The organism is Embleya sp. NPDC001921 (assembly GCF_053594475.1).
In genome coordinates, this window is sequence record NZ_JBSFEO010000041.1 from 81182 (window position 1) to 99102 (window position 17921).

Sequence of the window (17921 nt, forward strand, 5' to 3'; positions counted from 1 at the left end):
AGTCCTGCCCCGGCGACCGGCCCGGACCGAGGTCCCGGGTTCCGGTACTTCCCGCTCGCGACGCCGAGGGCGGGGCCGGCGACCCGCGCGCTCGGGAGGGGATGGGTCGGCGGCCGTCCGGGTGCGCGTCGGCGGCCATCCGGGTGTGAGGCGTGTGCATGATCGCCGGCGGGTCGGGAACTCTTGCTGTCCGGTTTGCGCCGGTGATGCGGCATTCCGCGTTCCGCTCGACCCGATCCTCGCGCGGCTGTCCCGACGCGTGGACGACGGGCGCGTGGCGCGGGAGCCGACCCGCCGGGCGCCCCGTCAACCGCTGCATTCGGAGGGACATCATGGACACCCGTGGCCGGCTGACCGAGGCATTCGACACGTGGTCCGCGTGGGCCGACGCGCAGGCCGGCGACGACTCGCGGCACGCGGTGCTGGCGGAGCACCTGCGGGCCGGCCGGCCGTTCTCGCATCCGGCCTACGCCGGGCACCTGGTCCGGCCGCCGCATCGGGCCGCGCTCCTCGGGCTGCTGGCCGCCACGCTGGTCGATCCCGAGGATCGGGCGTTCGACGACGAGTCGACCACCGCCGCACTGGAGGACGAGGTCGTCGCCGACCTGGCGAGGATGTTCGGCCCGGCCACGTGGCACGGGCAGCTCACCTCGGGCGGCGACATCGCCGCCCTGGAGGCCCTCAGGGCGGCCCGCGAGGCCCACCCCGAGGTCGGCATCGCGCACAGCGCCGACGGATACGGCGCCCACGAACGTATGTGCGAGCTGTTGCGCGTTCCGGCGTACTCCGTCTCCGTCGACACCGCCGGTCGGATGGATCCGGACGCGCTCGTGACGGTCCTGCGCAGGGAACGCGTCGGCACGGTCGTGGTCACCGCCGGCACCACCACGCTCGGGGCGGTCGACCCGATCGCCGACATCCTGCCGCTGTGCCACGAGCACGGCGTGCGCGTGCACGTGGACGCCGGCTATGGCGGGTTCTTCACCCTGCTGGCGGACGCGGACGAGCTCCGCGGCACGCCCGTCGCCCGGCACCTGCGCGCCATCGCCGAGTGCGACTCGGTGGTCGTGGACCCGCACCGACAGGGCCTGCACCCGAACCCGTGCGGCGTACTGCTGGTGCGCGCCGCGGACGGCGACGGCGATGGCGACGGCGACGAGGCCGGGTCCGTTGCGCGGCGGCACCCCGGCGTGTTCGACCTGGATCGTGCCCGGCCCGGCGGCCCGGCCGCCGCGCTGTGGCTGACCCTGCGCGTGCTGCCGCCGACCCCGGACGGCCTGGGCGAGGTGCTCGTGACCGGCCTGCGCGGCGCCCGCCGTTGGCGCGACCTGATCGACGCCGAGCCGGAGCTGATGCTGTATCAGGAACCCGAACTGGACATCCTGACCTTCGTGCCCCTCACCGGCGAGCCCCACCCGCGCATGTCGTCCGTGACGGCGGCCGGCCGGCACATGCTGCGCGCCGACACCGGAGGCACCGAACACCCGGCCCACCTGAGCACGTCGCCGGTGCGCGTCCTGGACTTCGTACGCCGACACCCGCGCGCGGTCGCCGATCGCAACGAGGCGCACGTCCTGCGCGGTGCCCTGCTGCGCCCGGACGCCGCGGCCCACGTCGAGCGGGTGCACGAGCGGGTCACCGCCCTGGCCGCGACGGCACCACGCCGATGCCGGCCGCCCGGTCCGCCATCGCACCCCCAGCCGGTCGAATCGGCCGTCTGACGTCGAGCACGCACACTCGGCCGCGGCACGGCGCGGGCGCTCGGGCGGGCCCGGTTCGGCCGCGTGGGGCGGGCCGGTCTCGGTCGCAGGGGCCCGGACCGGTTCGGTCGCAGAGGCCCGGACTGGTTCGGTCGTAGGGGGCCGGACCGGTTCGGTCGCACGGGCCCGGACCGGTTCGGTCGCGTGGGAGTGGGACCCGTTCGGTCGCGTGGGGCGGGAGTTCGACAGTCGTTGGCCGAATCCTGGAAGCGCGCCGCCGCACGGTCGCCGAGGATCGGACCGACGGGGGAGTCGATCCGACCAGGAGTGTGCGACGCATGACCGCGCCCAGAACGATGTCCGTGGCCTGCTCGACGAGTTGGTGGAATCGAGCGGCGCTCGGCATCGGGTAGCGGGCACGGGCGCGGGCGCGGGCACGGCGTCGACGTTTCGGCGGGCGCCGTACTGTCCCGGGGTCAGGATGGGCCCATGACCTTGCGAAGCCCCGCCGTACTGGCCGATCCCGCCTACACCGTTCCGTCCGTGCCCCACGCGCCGCCGGGAGGTGTGGCCTGGCTGCGCGCGTCCGTGGCGCGGTTCGCATGCGGTACCGCGCACGAGCGCCGGCGTGCCCTGGTCGTCGCCGAGTTGGCCCGCGTCGATCCGCAGGCGCTGTCGGAGCGCGCGTCGGCCGGCGCCGCGGGCCCGGTCGAAGTGCTCGCCGAGGCGCTCGGCCTACCCACCGACATCGCGGACGACGTCGCCGTGGTGGCCAAGTCCTACCAACCGCACACCACGATCACCGAGGCCGCCGATCAGGCGCTGTCCCGCCTGGTGCGAGCCTGCGGCGGCGTCGCCGACGAGGCGACCGCGAACCGCATCGGCCTGCTCGTCCAGGCCTGCGACGCGACCAAGGCCCTGGTCGCGCACCTGTCCGCCGGGCGTGCGGATCCACCGGTTCCGCTGACCCGTCGGATCGCCCCTGACGGCACACCGGTGGAAGTGGACCTGTCCCAGGCTCCGTTCGGCCTCGGCCCGCACGCCTGCCCCGGCCGAGCGCACGCCGAAGCCCTGGCGACCGGCCTGCTCCTTCCTCGCCCTGGAAGTGGTACGAGATCAACCACCGGTTGACGCCGGCCACGGCCGCGCGGGGCGCGGACCCTCCCACGAGAGCCCACGCCGGAGCCGGCCGGATCGTCGAATCAGCGACACGGGTGGCGAATTCGGTCGCCCGGGCCGGCGCGGTCGGCACGATCCGCACCACACCGGCGGTCGGAGTCCGTCAACCGTCCTTCGGCGCGGTTCGGGCAGTCGTTGCCGTACGGCAACGCCGCGGACGCGGCGGTCGGTCCGGCTCAGGGTGTTCGCAGGGAGTCAGGAGCGTGGCGCCGGTTCTTCCCTCGTGGCGGTGTCGGCGCCCCAACTGGCCAGCAGGCGCAGGTTTTGCGAGGTTGGCGAGGCCGGTTGGGCGTGGTACATCGTCAGTGACTGTTCGGTGTCGTCGGGCAGGCGCGGGGATTCGAAGGAAAGGGCCGGGTCGCCGACCAGCGGGTGCCGCAGGCGTATCGCGCCGTGGTGTTTTTCCTTGACGTCGTGCCTGGCCCACAGGGAGCGGAACTCCTCGCTCTTGACCGAGAGTTCACCCAAGAGCGCGGACAGTTGCGGATCGTCCGGGTGGCAGCCGGCGTCCAAGCGCAGGGCGCCGACGATATCGGCGGCCTTGGCCTCCCAATCCACGAACAACCCGCGCTGGTCCGGCCGCAGGAACACCAGCCGCGCCCAGTTGCGCTCCCGGGCCGGCAACCGGTCCCAGTCGCCGAACAGGGCCGCCGCCATCGGGTTCCAGGCGAGGATGTCCGTGCGCTGCCCGGTCACGTACGCGGGCACCGTCTCCAGCGAGGCCGGCAGCCCCCGCAGCGCGGGGCGCACCTGTTGCCGCGCCGGCGGTGAGGTGCGCTTGCGGTGCCGGCAGTGGACGAGGTGGTTCAGGTGCGCGTGCTCGGCGTCGGTCAGCCGCAGGGCGCGGGCGACCGCGTCCAACACCTCCTCCGACACGTTGTGGCCCCTGCCCTGTTCGAGCCGGGTGAGATAGGCCACCGATACGCCGGCCAACTGGGCCAGTTCCTCGCGGCGCAGTCCCGGTACGCGTCGGTGTCGCCCGGTCGAGCCGGCCAGGCCGACATCCTCCGGTCGCAACCGGGAGCGGCGATTGCGCAGGAACTCACTGATCTCGGCACGCGGATCGATCGGCTCGCCGCCGAGATCCGTCGCCTCCGCCGCCTCCGCCGCCGTGCTGTCGGGCCGATCGTGCATGTCGTTCATTACCTCCGGTGGTACGACCGCGAGGGTGGGCGAGCCTGACCCTGCCAGTGGTAGGACCACCGGTCGTATGCCGAACAGGGCTCTGGGTGACCCGGCCGAGGTGCGGCAGGCTCGTGGCCACCCCCTCCGAGCGAGCCGCCGGTGGGGGCGACCGACCACGATCCGGGGAGACTTTCGATGAGCACCGACACCGTGTGGACCGAGCCGTCCGCCACAACGACACGGCAAGACCGGACACCCCGGGACCGGACACCCGGCGGCACGACCCCACCGGTGCGCGCGACCCCGGTCGCACACCGCAACGGCCGGCCGGCGACCGCCGAGGAACTGGCGCCGCTGGCCTTCGCCGGCTACGCCCACTTCACCGCCATGCAGGTCCGCGGGGGCCGGATCCGGGGCCTCGACCTGCACCTGGACCGGCTGCGCAGCGCCTCGGTGCGGCTGTTCGGGCGGGCGCAGTCCGACGACCGGGTACGGTCCCACCTGCGCGCGGCGCTGGCGGCCGGTCCGGCCGACGCTTCGCTGACGGCAACGATGTACTCGCCGGTGGGCGAGTTCACCGCGACCGGGGGCGACGCGGACCCCGACGTGCTGGTCCGGGTCGACCCGCCCGCGACCGGTCCGACCGGGCCGTTGACGCTGGACGTGGTCGAGTACGAGCGGGTGCTTCCGGAGATCAAGCACGTCGGCGAGGTGGCCAAGACCCACTATCTGCGCCGGGCCGTGGCGCGTGGCTTCGACGACGCCGCCTTCGTCGACCGGCGGGGCCGGCTCGGCGAGGCGACGATCTGGAACCTGGCGTTCTGGAATGGTGCCGAGGTGATCTGGCCCGAGGCCGAGGTGCTGGGCGGGACCACGATGGCCGTCGTCCGTCGGCAACTGGATGGCCTCGGCGTGCCGCAGCGGGTCCGCGAGATCACGCTCGCCGACCTGCCGACGCTGACCGCGGCCGTGGTGATGAACTCGTGGACGCCGGGTGTCGAGGTGCTCCGCATCGGCGACGTGTCCCTGCCCGGGTCGCCGGCCTTCATGGATCTGCTGCACCGCGCCTACCGGGCCGAGCCGCCCACCGCGCCGTGAGGAGGACCGTGAAGTCCCCGCTGCTGGAGCCCTGTCTCGGCCCCGCGCTGCGCCTGCCCAACCGCGCGGCGGTGGCGCCGATGAATCCCCGTGATGCGCAGGGGAGTTGGCGAAGTAGTGGCGAAGCACGGGTCGACGGAGGGCAGGCGCTAGGACATGTCGGTGTCGATCGGCGGTGTGGGTATGCGGGTGGTGGCGTCGTGGGCTTCGGCGAGGGCTGCCACCGGGACGGGTTTGATCGGGGGGCGGGCGGTGAAGGGGCCGAGGGTTTCCCGGGGGATGTCGGTGTCCTGGTGCAGGAGTTCGACGAGGGCGGGCCCACACATGCGGCCCTGGCAGGGGCCCATGCCCGCCCGGGTGAGGAGTTTGACCGCGTCGGCGGTGCCCAGGCCGGGGTTGTCCCGCAGGGTGCGGCGGATCTGCCCGTAGCTCACCTCCTCGCAGCGGCACAGCGGCGTGTCGTCCTCGGCGAGTGCGTTCAGCGCGGCGCGATCGGGGGCGCAGGTGTGTTCCAGCAGTTCGGCCATTCGCATGGTCGTGGCCAATTCACGTTCCACAGCCGGGAGTTCCCGGTCGTGATCGGCGGTGGTGAGGATGCCGAGGCTGAGGCAGATGTCCAGCGCGGCGCGTCGGCCGGCGGCGACCGCGTGTTCGGCGCCGGCGATGCCGGTGAGTTCGCCGGCTGCCCAGATGTGCGGGAGCGTGGTGCGCATGGCGCGGTCGTGGACCAGGACCCAGCCGCCGGCGGGGCCGTTCCAGGTCGCGGCACATCCGGCCTGGCGGGCCAGTTCGGTGGAGGGGACGAAGCCGTAGCCGGTGCCGACCGTGTCGCAGGCGACGGTGCGCTCCGTGCCGGGTAGGGGCCGCCAGTTCCGATCGACCCGGGCCAGTACGGCGCCGGTGACGTGGTCCGCGCCCTCGGCGCGCAGGATCAGGGTGTGGGCGCGGATCGGTACGCCGGCCTGCCGCAGGGTGCGCACGGCGGCCATGCCCTCGGCGGCTTTGGCCCGGTTGCCGGGCAGCGCGGCGAGTGCGCGGGTCAGCTCGGCGGGGCCGGGCAGGCCCTGGGCGAAGGCGACTTCGGCGACGTCGGCGCCGGCCCGGACCAGTTGCGCGGCAGCGATCAGCAGCAGCGGGTGCGCGCCGGCCAGCACGATGCGGCGCCCGGCGAGCGTGTGGTGGCCCTTGAGCAGGGCCTGGATGCCGCCGACGGTGAAGAAGCCGGGGAGGGTCCAGCCGGGCATGGGAACCGGCAGGTCGTAGGCGCCGGCGGTGAGCAACAGGGCCTGGGGGAGCAGGATTTCCACCCCGCCGGGGCCGTGCACGGCGACCCGGGGACCCTCGGGCACGGGTGTGCCGGGGGGCGCGGCGAAGCCGTCGGGGGTGGTGCGTGTGCCGAAGACGCCCCACGCGGTGGTGTCGTGCGCGAAGGTGATCCGCGGATGGGCGGCGGCCCGGGCGAGCAGCGCGCGGCCGGCGGTGTAGGCGGGACCGGCGAGCGGGTCGGGGCCGCCCGCGCCGGGGTCGGGTCGGCGCCAGATCTGCCCGCCGGGGCGGGCCTGTTCGTCGACGACCAGCACCTGCGCGCCGTGGTGGGCGGCGGTGACCGCGGCGGCGAGGCCGGCCGGACCGGCACCGACGATCAACACCTGTGGTTCGACGACGCTCATCACACGTCCTCGGGGCGGGCGTCGCCGCGCATGTCCGCGCGGGCTTCGCGGCCGGTATGGTCCCGCGTCTTCGCGCCGGTGTCGTCCCGCACACCCATGACGGCTTCCTGGCCGCCTTCGCCCGGCGCGCCCGTGCCGCCTTCGCCCGGCGTGCCCGTGTGGCTTTCGTTCCGCGCTTCCGTGCCGCTCTCGTCCGGCGTGCCCGTGCCGCGCTCGCTTCGCGTGCCGGCGCCGGCCCCGTCCCGCGCGTGCGCGCCGGCCCCGTCCCGCGCGTCCGTGCCGGCCACGCGGCCGGTGTCCACGCGCATGCCCGTGCGGACCGGTTCCTGGCAGGCGCGGACCAGCGGGGTGCCGTCGACGGTGACGGCGCAGTCGAAGCACACGCCCATCCCGCAGTAGGGGGCGCGGGGGCGGCCGGCCCGGTCGTAGCGGGTGACGGGTCGGTCGGTGGCGATCAGGGCGGCGGCCAGCGAGCGGCCGGACGGCACGGTGTGCGGCCGGCCGTCGAGCGTGATGGACACCTGTGCCGGGTGGTCAGACAAAGTTCAGTGCTCCGAACCGTGCGGGGGAGTAGTCGTCCAGGGGCAGACCGGTGCTGCCGGTGAGCACCTGTTCGGCGAGCAGGCGGCTGTAGGTGGGGCCGAGGGTGAAGCCGGATCCGCCGGTGGCGACGTAGAAGTCGGGACGGCGGGGGACGGGGCCGAGCAGCGGGAGCTGGTCGGGGGCCAGCGAGGTGGCGCCCGACCACACGCGCAGCACCGGCAGGCGCTGGACGGCCGGCACCACGCGGGCGGCGTCGGCGCCGGCGAACACCGAGTCCAGGCGCAGTTCCGGGCGCGCGTCCAGGTCGAGGGCGCCGGCGTGCTGGACGAACTTGGCGGCCCGGCCGCCGCCGATGAGCACGTTGCCCTCGCGGGTCTGCTTGAGCGAGAGTCGGCGGCCGGCGTGCTGGACCAGGTGCGGGATCAGCGGCGGCGTGGCGGCGGTGACCGTCATGGTGAGCGCGACGGGCACCACGGGCAGGCGGATGTCGGCCATCGCGGCGACCTCGCCGGTCCACACGCCGGCCGCGACCACGACCGCGTTCGCGGTCAGGCGGTGACCGCCGGCGGTCTCGGCGAGCCACCGCCGCCCGTCGTGGCGCAGCGCGGTCAGCCGCACGCCGGTGTCGATCCGGGCGCCGTGCCGACGGGCGGCGCGGGCGTAGGCGTGGGTGACCAGGCGGGGGTCGGCCTTGCCCTCGCCGGGGCACCAGGCGGCGCCGATCACCCGATCGGAGAGGTAGGGGGCACGTTCGTGGGTGGCGCGCGCGTCCAGCAGTTCGACGTCGAGTCCGTGTGCGTGCTCCAAGTGGGCCTTGTGCGCGAGCAGGGCCATGTCCTCGGGGGATTCGGCGAGCATCAGGCCGCCGCCGCGGCGCACGCCGCACGGTTCGCCGAGTTCGTCCTCCAGAGCGGCCCACGAGCGCATGGCGTCCAGGTGCAGCGGCAGGGCCTCGGCGGCGCGCGCGGCGACCGCGGGGCCGTGTTGGATCATCCGGTACTCGAGTTGGAAGTGCAGGCTGCCCGCGTTCTGGCCGGAGGCGTGCCGGTTGAGCTGATCCTTCTCGATCACCCGCACGTCGGCGCCCGCGCGGGCGAGGTGGTAGGCCAGCGCGCAGCCGAGCAACCCGCCGCCGACGACCAGGACTTCGGTGCGGTTCATCAGGCCAGGAGCCCGAGTTCGGCGACGGTGGCCCGTACCCGGTCGGCCTCGGCGACGCTCAACGGAAGCAGCGGGCGGCGGGGGTGGCCGGCGGGCACCCCGCGCAGGGTGAGCGCGTGCTTGAGGATGGCCGGCGCGCTGCCGAAGCGGGGTCCGTAGTCGGCGGTGAACCAGGCCCGCATCAGCACCCGGTCGCGGGCGCCGACGGCCAGCGCGGCGGCCTCGTCGCCTGCCGCGAGGTGGGTGAAGAACGCGGCGTGGTCGCGGCCGAGCACGGCGCCGGCGCCCATCAGGCCGTCGCCGCCGATGCCGCGCATCAGGGCCAGGCCGACCTGGTCGGTGGTGATGCCGAAGTAGCGCACCCGGTCGTGCAGCGCGATCAGGCCCTTGACGAAGGCGCCGAAGTCGCCGGTGGAGTTCTTGATCGCGACCACGTTGGGCACCTCGGCCAGCGTGCACAGGGTGTCGGTGTCCAGGTCCAGGCCGGTGCCGCGGGGCCAGTTGTACACGCAGATCGGGATGTCGACGGCGGTGGACACGTCCTGGTAGAAGGCCGCGGTCTCGCGCGGGTTGGGCACCACGTACGGCGGTGGGGTGAGCAGGATGCCGTCGAGGCCGGCGGCGCGCGCGGCGCGGGCGTGGGCGATCGCGGCGGACGCGGTGTAGGCGTTGCAACCGCCGAGCAGCGTGTAGCGGCCACGCACCCGGCGGGCCGCGCGGGTGAACAGGGCGGCGCGTTCGGTCGCGGTGAGGGTGTACCACTCGCCGGTGGTGCCGGCGATGATCACGCCGTCGACGCGTTCGGCGGCGAACCACTCCAACTGCTCGTCCCAAGCCGCGAGATCGAGGTCGCCCTGGGAGGTGAAGGGGGTTGTCACGGCCGGTATGTAGCCGTGCCAGTCGACGGTGGTGCGGTCCATGCCCTCGGTCCTTTCGGGGCACAAACGCGGGATCCGGGTGACGCGGCGCCGGTTACGGCATCGGCGGCGTCACCGCGACGAGCAGCCGCGCGGGTGCGTCGGAGGTGTTGACGAACCGGTGCGGCAGACGCGAGTCGAAGGTGATCGCGTCACCCTCCTCGAGGTGGTGGACGCGGCCGTCCACCTCGACGTCGAGCCGGCCGGCGAGCACGGTGGCGCATTCCGTGGAGGGATGGCTGTACGGCTCGTCGGAGGATGCCTGGCCGGGCTCGATGTCGGCCTCCAGCACTTCGAGATCGCCCGATCCGGGGGTGAGCCTGGAGTAGGTGATGTGCTGGCGGGCCGCGCCGAGCCGCATGCGCCGCTCGCGCGTGGTCACCGCCACGCGCGGTACGTCCGGATCGTCGAACAGGGTCGCGATGGAGGTGTCGAAGACGCGGGCGAGCTTGCGCAGGGTGCTCAGGCTCGGTTCCGCGGCGCCGTTCTCCAGTTGACTGAGCATGCCCGCCGAGATCCCGGCTTGGACGGCCAACTGACGCAAGGTCAGATCGTGTGCCTGGCGCAGCTCGCGCAGTCGGTCACCCAGCATGGTCCGATCCCCGTTCGCTCCGGTGCCGAGCACCCTCGACTCGCGGATCCTGGCTTGTGCTTCATGACGTGTTCAATGTGGTTGAACGCTTCGGGGCGAACATAGGCACGAAGCTGACTCCCCGTCAAGATCACTGCGCCGCCCGGGTGATGGCCGGCGGGGTGGACCGGGTGGATCCCGACATCCGAGTGCCTGGGCCAACGCCGCCGACGGGTGGGGCAGATGACGTCCAGGAGGTCCCCGAGAGGGCTCTGAGCAGTCATCAAACCGTTATCAAGGCGAAAAATCGTCGCTCCATGTGGACGTTCGATCACGGTGAAATGATCTTTGGTCCCAAATTCCGAGACGGCCGAGAAAGTCATTGACCATCACGCTCGGCCACGCCTACTTTCGAGCCCACCGTTCAGCCAGATCAAACACTCGGTTCCGTCATCGGCCGATCGGGTGGCTCGAGGAAGGTGCGCCATGCAGGGCAATCACCCCATCGGGGACAGTCGCCGGGCCAAGGCCGTACGCCGGGCCGCCGCCCCACTGGCGGTCACCGTCGCCGCCGCTTTGATGCTCGCCGCGTGCGGCGGAGCCAAGAAGCAGTCCGGCGACGCGGAAGGCGGCGGCACGCTCGTCGTCGACACCTCGTTCAGTCTCAAGACCGCCGATCCCGGCCGCACGTTCGAGCCCACCGGGATCCTGGTCACCCGTCCCGTCTACGACACGCTGCTGACCTTCGCGGGCGGCGACGTGACCAAGCCGGTGCCGCTGCTCGCCGCGTCCTACGAGGCCGCGCCGGACGCCAAGACGTTCACCTTCCCGCTGCGCCCGGAGGCCAGGTTCTCCGACGGCTCGCCGGTGACCGCCAAGGACGTGGTGTTCTCGTTCAACCGGGTCAAGAACCTCAAGGGCAACCCGGCCTTCCTGCTCGACGGCGTCACCGCGACCGCCAAGGACGAGCACACGGTGGTGCTGACCACCGAGGCCGCCGACCCCGCGCTGCCGTTCCGCATCGCCACCCCCGCGCTCGGCGTGGTCAACTCCACGACCGTCGCCGCGCACGGCGGAACCGACGCGGCCGGCGCCGACCAGGGCGACAAGGCCGAGCAGTTCCTCAACAGCGACTCGCAGGGCAGCGGTCCGTACAAGATCACCAAGTACGACGTGAGCAGTGAGGTCATCCTCACCCGCAACGACAAGTACTGGGGCGCCAAGCCCAAGTACGCCAAGGTCGTGGTGCGCAACGTGCCCGCGAACACCCAGCAGTTGAACGTGCTCAGCGGCGAGAGCCAGGTCTCCCTGGACATGTCGCCGGACCAGGCGGTCAAGGTCAAGGGCCAGGCGCAGGTGCTGCAACAGCCCACGCCCACCACCGCGTTCCTGTTCACCAACGACAACCCGGCCATCTCGCCGACCACCTCCAACAAGGACTTCCAGGAGGCGGTGCGCTACGGCGTGGACTACAAGAGCCTGCTGGACGTGGCCGGCGCCGGTTCCGCGCAGGCCGCCGGGATCGTGCCCGGCTTCTTCACCGGCGCGCTCGACCCGGCCAAGGCGATCGTGCGCGATGTCCCGCGCGCCAAGGCCGCGTTGGCCCGGGCCGGCCTGAACAACCCCAGCGTCGACCTGTACTACGCCTCCGACGTGACCATCAACGGGATAAACTTCGGCGACCTCGGCGCGCGGGTCCAGGCCAACCTCAAGGAGGTCGGCATCACCGTCAACCTCAAGCCGGCCCCCACCCAGACGGCGCTGGACTCCTACCGCAACGGCACCGAGGCGATGGGCCTTTGGTGGTGGCAGGCCGACTACCCGGACGCCAGCGACTACCTCGCGTTCACCCCGGGTGAACTGGTCGCCAAGCGCGCCGGTTGGAAGGCGGACGGCAACGCCGAGGTGAGTGCCCTCGCCCAGCGGGCCAAGGTCGCCACCTCCGACGCCGAACGCGTCCAGCTCTACAAGCAGCTCCAGGAAGCGATGAACAAGACCGGCCCGTTCATCCCGCTCCTCCAGCCCGCACAGGTGATCGCCGCGAACAACTCGGTGAAGAACCTGCACTACAACCCGATCTGGTACATCGATGTCGACAAGCTCGGCTGACCCCACGGTCGACCGCGGCACCCCCCGGACGGCCGCACCCCGCAAGGGTGCGGCCCCCGGCCCCCGGGCCGCGCGCGGCTCCCATCCCTTCGCCCGCTTCGTGCTGGTGCGGCTGTCCGTCGGCCTGCTGCTGTGCGTGGGCATCACGATCCTGGCCTTCGTGCTCACCCACTCGGTGCCCGGTGACCCGGTCGCCGCCAACCTCGGCGACCGCGCCCAGAACGACCCGGCCGCGGTCGCCGCGTTCAAGGCGAAGAACGGGCTCGACGAGTCCCTGCCCTCCCAGTACGGCACCTACCTGAACAACCTGCTGCACGGCGACATGGGCACCTCCCAGCAGACCCACCGACCGGTCTGGGACGACCTGGCCGACCGGGTCCCCGCCAGCCTCGAACTCGCCCTGGTGGCCATCGTGTTGGCCCTGGTGATCGGCGTCGGACTGGGCATCGTCGCGGCGGTCACCCGCAACCGCTGGCCGGACCGGGTGATCCGCGTCGTCAGCCTCGCGGGCGTGTCCATGCCGGTGTTCTGGCTCGCCCAGGTCGCCTTCTACCTGTTCTCCTTCAAACTCGGCTGGATCCAGGCCGGCGGGCGACTGTCACCCGGCGCCATCCCACCCCAGGACATCACCGGCCTGTACACGCTCGACTCGCTGCTCACCGGCGACACGGGCACCTTCGGCGAGGCCTTCTCCCGGCTGATCCTGCCCGCGTGCGTGCTGGCCGCGTTCAACATCGGCGTGCTCACCCGCTTCACCCGCGCCGCGGTCCTGGAAGCCCTCGGCAACGACTACGTCCGCGCCGCCCGGGCCAAGGGCCTGCCCGAGTCCACCGTGATCCGCCGGCACGTGCTGCGACCGGCACTCACCTCGATCCTGACCGTCGCCGGGCTCACCTTCGGTGGCATGCTCGCCGGCACCGTCCTGGTCGAGAACGTGCTGTCCTGGCCGGGCCTGGGCCAGTACGCGTACAAGAGCGCGCTCAACCTGGACCTGCCGTCCATCATGGGCGTCTGCCTGTTCGTCGCGGTCGTGTACGTCGTGATCAACCTCCTCGTGGACCTGCTCTACGGGGTCATCGACCCGAGGATTCGCCTCTCGTGAACGCCACGCGCCTCTTCCTCGGCGATCGGCTCGGAGCCGACCGCACCGGCACGGACGACCCCGCCCCGCGACGCAAGCGCCGCCCCGGCAAGTCGCCGTGGCGCAGCCCCCTGGCCATGACCGGCCTGGTCATCATCGGCGTCTTCCTGATCGCGGCGATCTTCGCGTCGGTGATCTCGCCCGAGGACCCGCTCGCCCAGAAATGGCCCAAGTACCAGTCGCCGTCCGGCGAACACTGGTTCGGCACCGACCAACTCGGCCGCGACATCCTCTCCCGGGTCATCCACGGCACCCGCATCTCGCTGCCGCTCGCACTGCTGCTGGTCGTGCTCGCCATGGTCATCGGCACCGTGCTCGGCGCGGTCGCCGGCTACTTCGGCGGCTGGATCGACATGGTCGTGATGCGCTGCGCCGACCTGGTGCTCGCCTTCCCGGCGATCATCCTGGCCATGGCCGTGGTCGCGGCACTGGGCCCCAACCTCACCAACGCCGTGCTCGCGGTGGTGATCGTGAGCTGGCCCACCTACGCCCGCGTGGTCCGCGGGCTGGTGCTGACCCTGCGTCAATCCGACTTCGTCCAGGCGGACCGACTCCTGGGCGCCTCCGGATGGCGGGTGCTGGCCGTGGACCTGCGACCCAACCTGGCCGGCCCGGTCGCCGTGCTCGCCGCACTCGACCTGGGCAACGCCGTCCTGCTGCTGTCCGGACTGTCCTTCCTGGGCCTGGGCGCACAACCGCCCGCCGCCGAGTGGGGCGCGATGGTCAACGCCGGCTCGGCGAACTTCGACGCGTGGTGGGTCGCGGTCTTCCCCGGCGCGGCCATCCTGCTCTCGGTGCTCGCCTTCAACTTCCTGGGCGACACCCTGCGGGACGCGCTGGACCCGCGTACGGCACGGGCGATCCGAAAGTGACGGACATGAACGACACCCCGACCCCGCCGGTCGCCGCCGACGAACCGCTCCTGGCGATCCGCGACCTCGTCGTCGAACTGCCCGGACCCGACGGCGAACGACTGCGCGCCATCGACGGCGTCGACCTGACCGTGGGCCGCGGCGAGATCGTCGGCCTGGCCGGCGAGAGCGGCTCCGGCAAGACGATGACCGCGCTCGCCCTGCTCGGGCTGCTGCCCCAGGGCGGCAGTGCGAGCGGGCGGATGCTCGTCGAGGGCCAGGACGTCCTGACCATGACCCCGCGTCAGGTTCGGGACCTGCGCGGCAACCGGGTCGCGATGGTCTTCCAGGACCCGATGACCTCGCTGCACCCGATGCTGAGCATCGGCAAACAACTCACCGAACACCTGCGCCACCACAAGAAGTTGGACAAGCGCGCGGCCAACGCCCGGGCGGTGGAACTGCTCACCACGGTGCGCATCCCCGACCCCGAGCGGGCGCTGCGCCGCTACCCGCACCAGTTCTCCGGCGGCATGCGCCAGCGCATCGCCATCGCCATCGCGCTGGCCTGCGACCCGGCGCTGCTGCTCGCCGACGAGCCCACCACCGCGCTCGACGTCACCGTCCAGGCGGGCATTCTGCGCCTGCTGGACCGGCTGCGCCGGGAGAACGGCCTGTCGGTGCTGATCATCACGCACGACCTCGGTGTGATGTCCGCGCTCGCCGATCGGGTGAGCGTGATGTACGCGGGCCGGATCGTGGAGAGCGGGCCGCGCGCGGACGTGCTGCGCGAACCGCGACACCCGTACACCCGGGGCCTGTTGGACGCACTGCCGCACCCCGACGGCGGCACCGCGGCACTCGTGCCGATCGTCGGCGCGCCGCCCAAGCTGGGCCGGGCACCCAGCGGATGCGCGTTCCACCCGCGCTGCCCGCACGCGGTGGACGGTTGCCGACAGGAGCGCCCGCGACTGCTGGCGCTGACCCCCACCCACGCCGGGGCCTGCCCGATCGACCCGCTCGCCGTCGCCGCTTCGAAGGTGGATAGCCGATGACCCTGTCCTCCGTCACCTCCACCATCGCCGTCACCTCCAAGGACATCGGGCTGACACTGCGCGAACTGAGCGTGTCCTACCGCTCGCCGGGTCGCCCCGCCGTGCGCGCCGTGGCCGGGGTGAGCCTGCGGGTGGAACCGGGCCGGGTGGTCGGTCTGGTGGGCGAATCCGGCTGTGGCAAGTCGACCCTGGGCAAGGCCGCGGTCGGCCTGCTCAAGCCCTCCTCCGGCGCCGTCGAGTTCAACGGACGCCCGGTCGTCCCCCTCGGACTGCGCTCACGCCCGACGACGCAACGCGGCCTGCAGATGGTCTTCCAGGACCCGTACGCGTCGCTGAACCCGCGCCGCCGGGTCGGCGAACAGATCTCCGACGCCGTGGTCCTGGCCGGCGGTACCCGCGAGAAGGGCCGCGGCGTGGCCCGAGAACTACTCGAACGAGTGGGCCTGCCGGGCGAGTTCGCCGACCGCTTCCCGCACGAGTTCTCCGGCGGCCAGCGCCAACGCATCGCCATCGCCCGGGTGCTCGCCGCCGAACCCACCTGCATCGTCGCCGACGAGCCGATCGCCGCGCTGGACGCCTCCGCGCAGGCGTCGGTGGCCAACCTGCTGCTCGAACTGGCCCGCGAGCGCAACGTGGGCATGCTGTTCATCTCGCACGACCTGTCCATCGTGCGGCAGATCGCCGACACGGTCGCGGTGATGTACCTGGGCACCGTCGTGGAGAGCGGTCCCACCGACCAGGTCTGGGCGGAGCCGCGCCACCCGTACAGCAAGGCGCTGATCGCGGCCGTACCGCGCGCCGACGGCAGCGGCGAGCTGCCCGTGGACCTGCCCGGCGACGTGCCCGACCCGGCCTTCCCGCCGGCCGGATGCCGATTCCACCCCCGGTGCCCGATCGCCGTCGACGCCTGCGCCCACGAGGAACCCGCACTGGTCGAGTTCCTTCCGCGCCGGCGTGCCGCGTGCTCCGTCCTGGCGCCGAACCTCGAGAAAGTCGGGTGAGCGCACTCGTGTGGCTGACCAACTGTCACATCGTCGACGTCGTCACGGGCGAGGTGCTGCGCGACCGCAGCGTGCGGGTCGAGGACTCGACCATCGCCGAGGTGCGCGCCGCACTGCCGCCGAACGCGAACGCGCACGACCTGGGCGGCCGGTACCTGCTGCCGGGGCTGATCTCCTGCCATTCGCACCTGTCGGTGGTCTTCCCGTTCTCCGACACGCGCGAGGACGAGTCGCCCGGTCTGACCGCGTTCCGCGCCGCCCAGCGCGCGCACGACGCGCTGCGGGCCGGCATCACCACGCTGCGCTGCGTGCACGAACAGAACCAGATCGACCTGGTGCTGCGCGACGCGCAACGGCGCGGCTGGATCCGGGCGCCGCGGATCTTCGGCGCCGGCCGTGCGCTGTCCACGCCGCACGGGCACGGCGAGGGCGCGGACTGCTCCTACGCGAGCGGCCCGGACGGCTTCTACCGCGCCGCACTCGGCGAACTGGCCGCCGGCGCCGACCACTTGAAGATCTTCATCAACTCCGGTCTGGCCCGCGAGGGGGAGGACTTCGAACACGCCGAGATGACCGACGAGGAGATCGCCGCCACGGTCAAGGCCGCCCACGAGCACGACGCGTACGTGGTCGCCCACTCCGGCGAGTCGGCCGCGATCCGCGCGGCCCTGGCCCAGGGCGTGCGCTCCTTCGAGCACGCCTACGCGCTCGACGACGACACCGCGCGGCTGCTCGCCGACCGGCGCGCGTTCGTGACCCCGACGCTGTGCGTGACCAACTCGGTGGGCTGGATGCGGGAGAACCGCTTCGAGGAGGCCTCGATCGCCAACGCGCAGAACGCGATCGAACCGCATCAGGAGAGCTTCCGCCGCGCGGTGGCGGCCGGCGTACAACTGGTCAACGGCACCGACATCCCGCCCGCCGACCTGGTCGAGGGCGTGCCGGCGGCGGTGTACGAGATGTTCCTGATGGCCCGGGGTGGCCTGGACAACCTGCGCGTGCTCCAGTCGGTGTCCACCACCGCGGCACGGCTGGTGAAGGCCGAGGACCGCCTGGGACAGGTCGCGCCCGGCTTCACCGCCGACCTGATCGCCGTCGACGGCGACCCGCTGCACGACATCTCGGCGCTCGGCCGGTTGTCGTTCGTGATGCAAGGCGGCCGGATCGTCCGCGAGGACCTGGCGGCCTGACCCGTCGCGGACGCCTTCCGGTGGGTACACCTCGCCGGCCCCCACCCGTCGCCGCGTCCGCGACCCGACCCACTCCCGACGTAAGGACATTCGTGCCATGACCGACGCCGCCCCGCGCGACACGCACCGACCCGCAGGGTCGGCCGAGGACCGCGCCGCCGTCTGGAGCGCCCTGCTCGACATCTACGCCGGTTTCACGGCCGGCGACCGCGAGCGGATCGACGCCCGCATCCACCCCGAGGCCACCATCTGGGACTCGTCCGCGCCGGAACTCCTCTTCGGCCGGGCCGACCTGGACCGGATCCGCGCCGCGCGACCGGTCGGCCCGGACGCGCCGGTGGTCACCGGGATCCACGCGAGCGACGAGGTGATCGACGTCTGGGGCGACACCGCGCTGGCCCGCTACACGCTGCGGGTCGACTTCGCTCCCGCCGCCGACGGCTCGACGCCGCCCGCCGAACACATCCGCAACACGGCGGTGGCCCGACGGTTCGAGCAGACCTGGTTGGTGGTGCACAACCACGAGGACCTGCTCGCGTAGGCGCGGGGACGCCCGGCCGGCATCGGGTCGTTCCCGGGAGCCGATCGGGCGCCCGCCGACGCGCTCCCC

At 72.8% G+C, this 17921-nt stretch carries 16 protein-coding genes; 10 read left to right on the forward strand and 6 right to left on the reverse strand.

Features of this window, described 5'->3' with window-relative positions:
• Nucleotides 1-332: 332 nt before the first annotated feature.
• On the forward strand, nucleotides 333-1721 hold the full coding sequence (locus ACWCPW_RS37480; protein ID WP_449766049.1) for an aminotransferase class V-fold PLP-dependent enzyme: 1389 nt from the start codon (nucleotides 333-335) through the stop codon (nucleotides 1719-1721).
• 468 nt (nucleotides 1722-2189) lie between these two features.
• Nucleotides 2190-2831 (forward strand): hypothetical protein, encoded by a 642-nt coding sequence (locus ACWCPW_RS37485; RefSeq protein WP_449766050.1) that lies wholly within the window; start codon nucleotides 2190-2192, stop codon nucleotides 2829-2831.
• 243 nt (nucleotides 2832-3074) lie between these two features.
• Here the strand turns inward: ACWCPW_RS37485 and ACWCPW_RS37490 are convergent, their stop codons facing one another.
• Nucleotides 3075-4013 (reverse strand): helix-turn-helix transcriptional regulator, encoded by a 939-nt coding sequence (locus ACWCPW_RS37490; RefSeq protein WP_449766051.1) that lies wholly within the window; start codon nucleotides 4011-4013, stop codon nucleotides 3075-3077.
• 186 nt (nucleotides 4014-4199) lie between these two features.
• On the opposite strand from ACWCPW_RS37490, the gene ACWCPW_RS37495 reads away from it, so the two are divergent.
• Nucleotides 4200-5102, forward strand: a complete 903-nt coding sequence (locus ACWCPW_RS37495) for an aminotransferase class IV family protein (RefSeq protein ID WP_449766052.1) — start codon at nucleotides 4200-4202, stop codon at nucleotides 5100-5102.
• A 149-nt stretch (nucleotides 5103-5251) separates the two neighbouring features.
• Here the strand turns inward: ACWCPW_RS37495 and ACWCPW_RS37500 are convergent, their stop codons facing one another.
• From ACWCPW_RS37500 to ACWCPW_RS37520, 5 genes are read right to left on the reverse strand one after another with little or no spacing between them, the layout of a single operon-like run.
• Nucleotides 5252-6772 carry an FAD/NAD(P)-dependent oxidoreductase gene (locus ACWCPW_RS37500; protein ID WP_449766053.1) on the reverse strand — a complete coding sequence of 507 codons (1521 nt, stop codon included), beginning with the start codon at nucleotides 6770-6772 and terminating at the stop codon, nucleotides 5252-5254.
• A complete protein-coding gene (locus ACWCPW_RS37505; RefSeq protein WP_449766054.1) occupies nucleotides 6772-7293 on the reverse strand; it encodes a (2Fe-2S)-binding protein in 522 nt (173 codons plus the stop codon). The genes ACWCPW_RS37500 and ACWCPW_RS37505 overlap by 1 nt, the downstream gene beginning before the upstream one ends.
• Before the next feature lie 13 nt (nucleotides 7294-7306).
• Nucleotides 7307-8476, reverse strand: coding sequence for an NAD(P)/FAD-dependent oxidoreductase (locus ACWCPW_RS37510; RefSeq protein ID WP_449766055.1), 1170 nt, complete (start codon nucleotides 8474-8476; stop codon nucleotides 7307-7309).
• Entirely contained in the window at nucleotides 8476-9396 is a 921-nt protein-coding gene (locus ACWCPW_RS37515) for a dihydrodipicolinate synthase family protein (protein WP_449766056.1), read from the reverse strand. Before ACWCPW_RS37515 ends, ACWCPW_RS37510 begins: the two co-directional genes overlap by 1 nt.
• Before the next feature lie 52 nt (nucleotides 9397-9448).
• On the reverse strand, nucleotides 9449-9985 hold the full coding sequence (locus ACWCPW_RS37520; RefSeq protein ID WP_449766057.1) for a helix-turn-helix domain-containing protein: 537 nt from the start codon (nucleotides 9983-9985) through the stop codon (nucleotides 9449-9451).
• Between the two features lie 465 nt (nucleotides 9986-10450).
• Here ACWCPW_RS37520 and ACWCPW_RS37525 point away from each other — a divergent pair, with 465 nt between their 5' ends.
• The 7 genes from ACWCPW_RS37525 to ACWCPW_RS37555 all read left to right on the forward strand — a co-directional run bounded on the left by ACWCPW_RS37525 (nucleotide 10451) and on the right by ACWCPW_RS37555 (nucleotide 17852).
• Entirely contained in the window at nucleotides 10451-12073 is a 1623-nt protein-coding gene (locus ACWCPW_RS37525) for an ABC transporter substrate-binding protein (RefSeq protein WP_449766058.1), read from the forward strand.
• Nucleotides 12054-13175 carry an ABC transporter permease gene (locus ACWCPW_RS37530; protein WP_449766059.1) on the forward strand — a complete coding sequence of 374 codons (1122 nt, stop codon included), beginning with the start codon at nucleotides 12054-12056 and terminating at the stop codon, nucleotides 13173-13175. Before ACWCPW_RS37525 ends, ACWCPW_RS37530 begins: the two co-directional genes overlap by 20 nt.
• Entirely contained in the window at nucleotides 13172-14086 is a 915-nt protein-coding gene (locus ACWCPW_RS37535) for an ABC transporter permease (protein ID WP_449766060.1), read from the forward strand. Before ACWCPW_RS37530 ends, ACWCPW_RS37535 begins: the two co-directional genes overlap by 4 nt.
• A 5-nt stretch (nucleotides 14087-14091) precedes the next feature.
• A complete protein-coding gene (locus tag ACWCPW_RS37540) occupies nucleotides 14092-15120 on the forward strand; it encodes an ABC transporter ATP-binding protein (RefSeq protein WP_449766061.1) in 1029 nt (342 codons plus the stop codon).
• Complete coding sequence (locus ACWCPW_RS37545; protein ID WP_449766062.1) at nucleotides 15117-16121, forward strand: ABC transporter ATP-binding protein; 1005 nt, start codon at nucleotides 15117-15119, stop codon at nucleotides 16119-16121. The genes ACWCPW_RS37540 and ACWCPW_RS37545 overlap by 4 nt, the downstream gene beginning before the upstream one ends.
• Nucleotides 16118-17311, forward strand: a complete 1194-nt coding sequence (locus tag ACWCPW_RS37550) for an amidohydrolase family protein (RefSeq protein ID WP_449766063.1) — start codon at nucleotides 16118-16120, stop codon at nucleotides 17309-17311. Before ACWCPW_RS37545 ends, ACWCPW_RS37550 begins: the two co-directional genes overlap by 4 nt.
• A 97-nt stretch (nucleotides 17312-17408) precedes the next feature.
• Nucleotides 17409-17852, forward strand: coding sequence for a nuclear transport factor 2 family protein (locus tag ACWCPW_RS37555; protein ID WP_449766064.1), 444 nt, complete (start codon nucleotides 17409-17411; stop codon nucleotides 17850-17852).
• Nucleotides 17853-17921 lie beyond the last annotated feature (69 nt).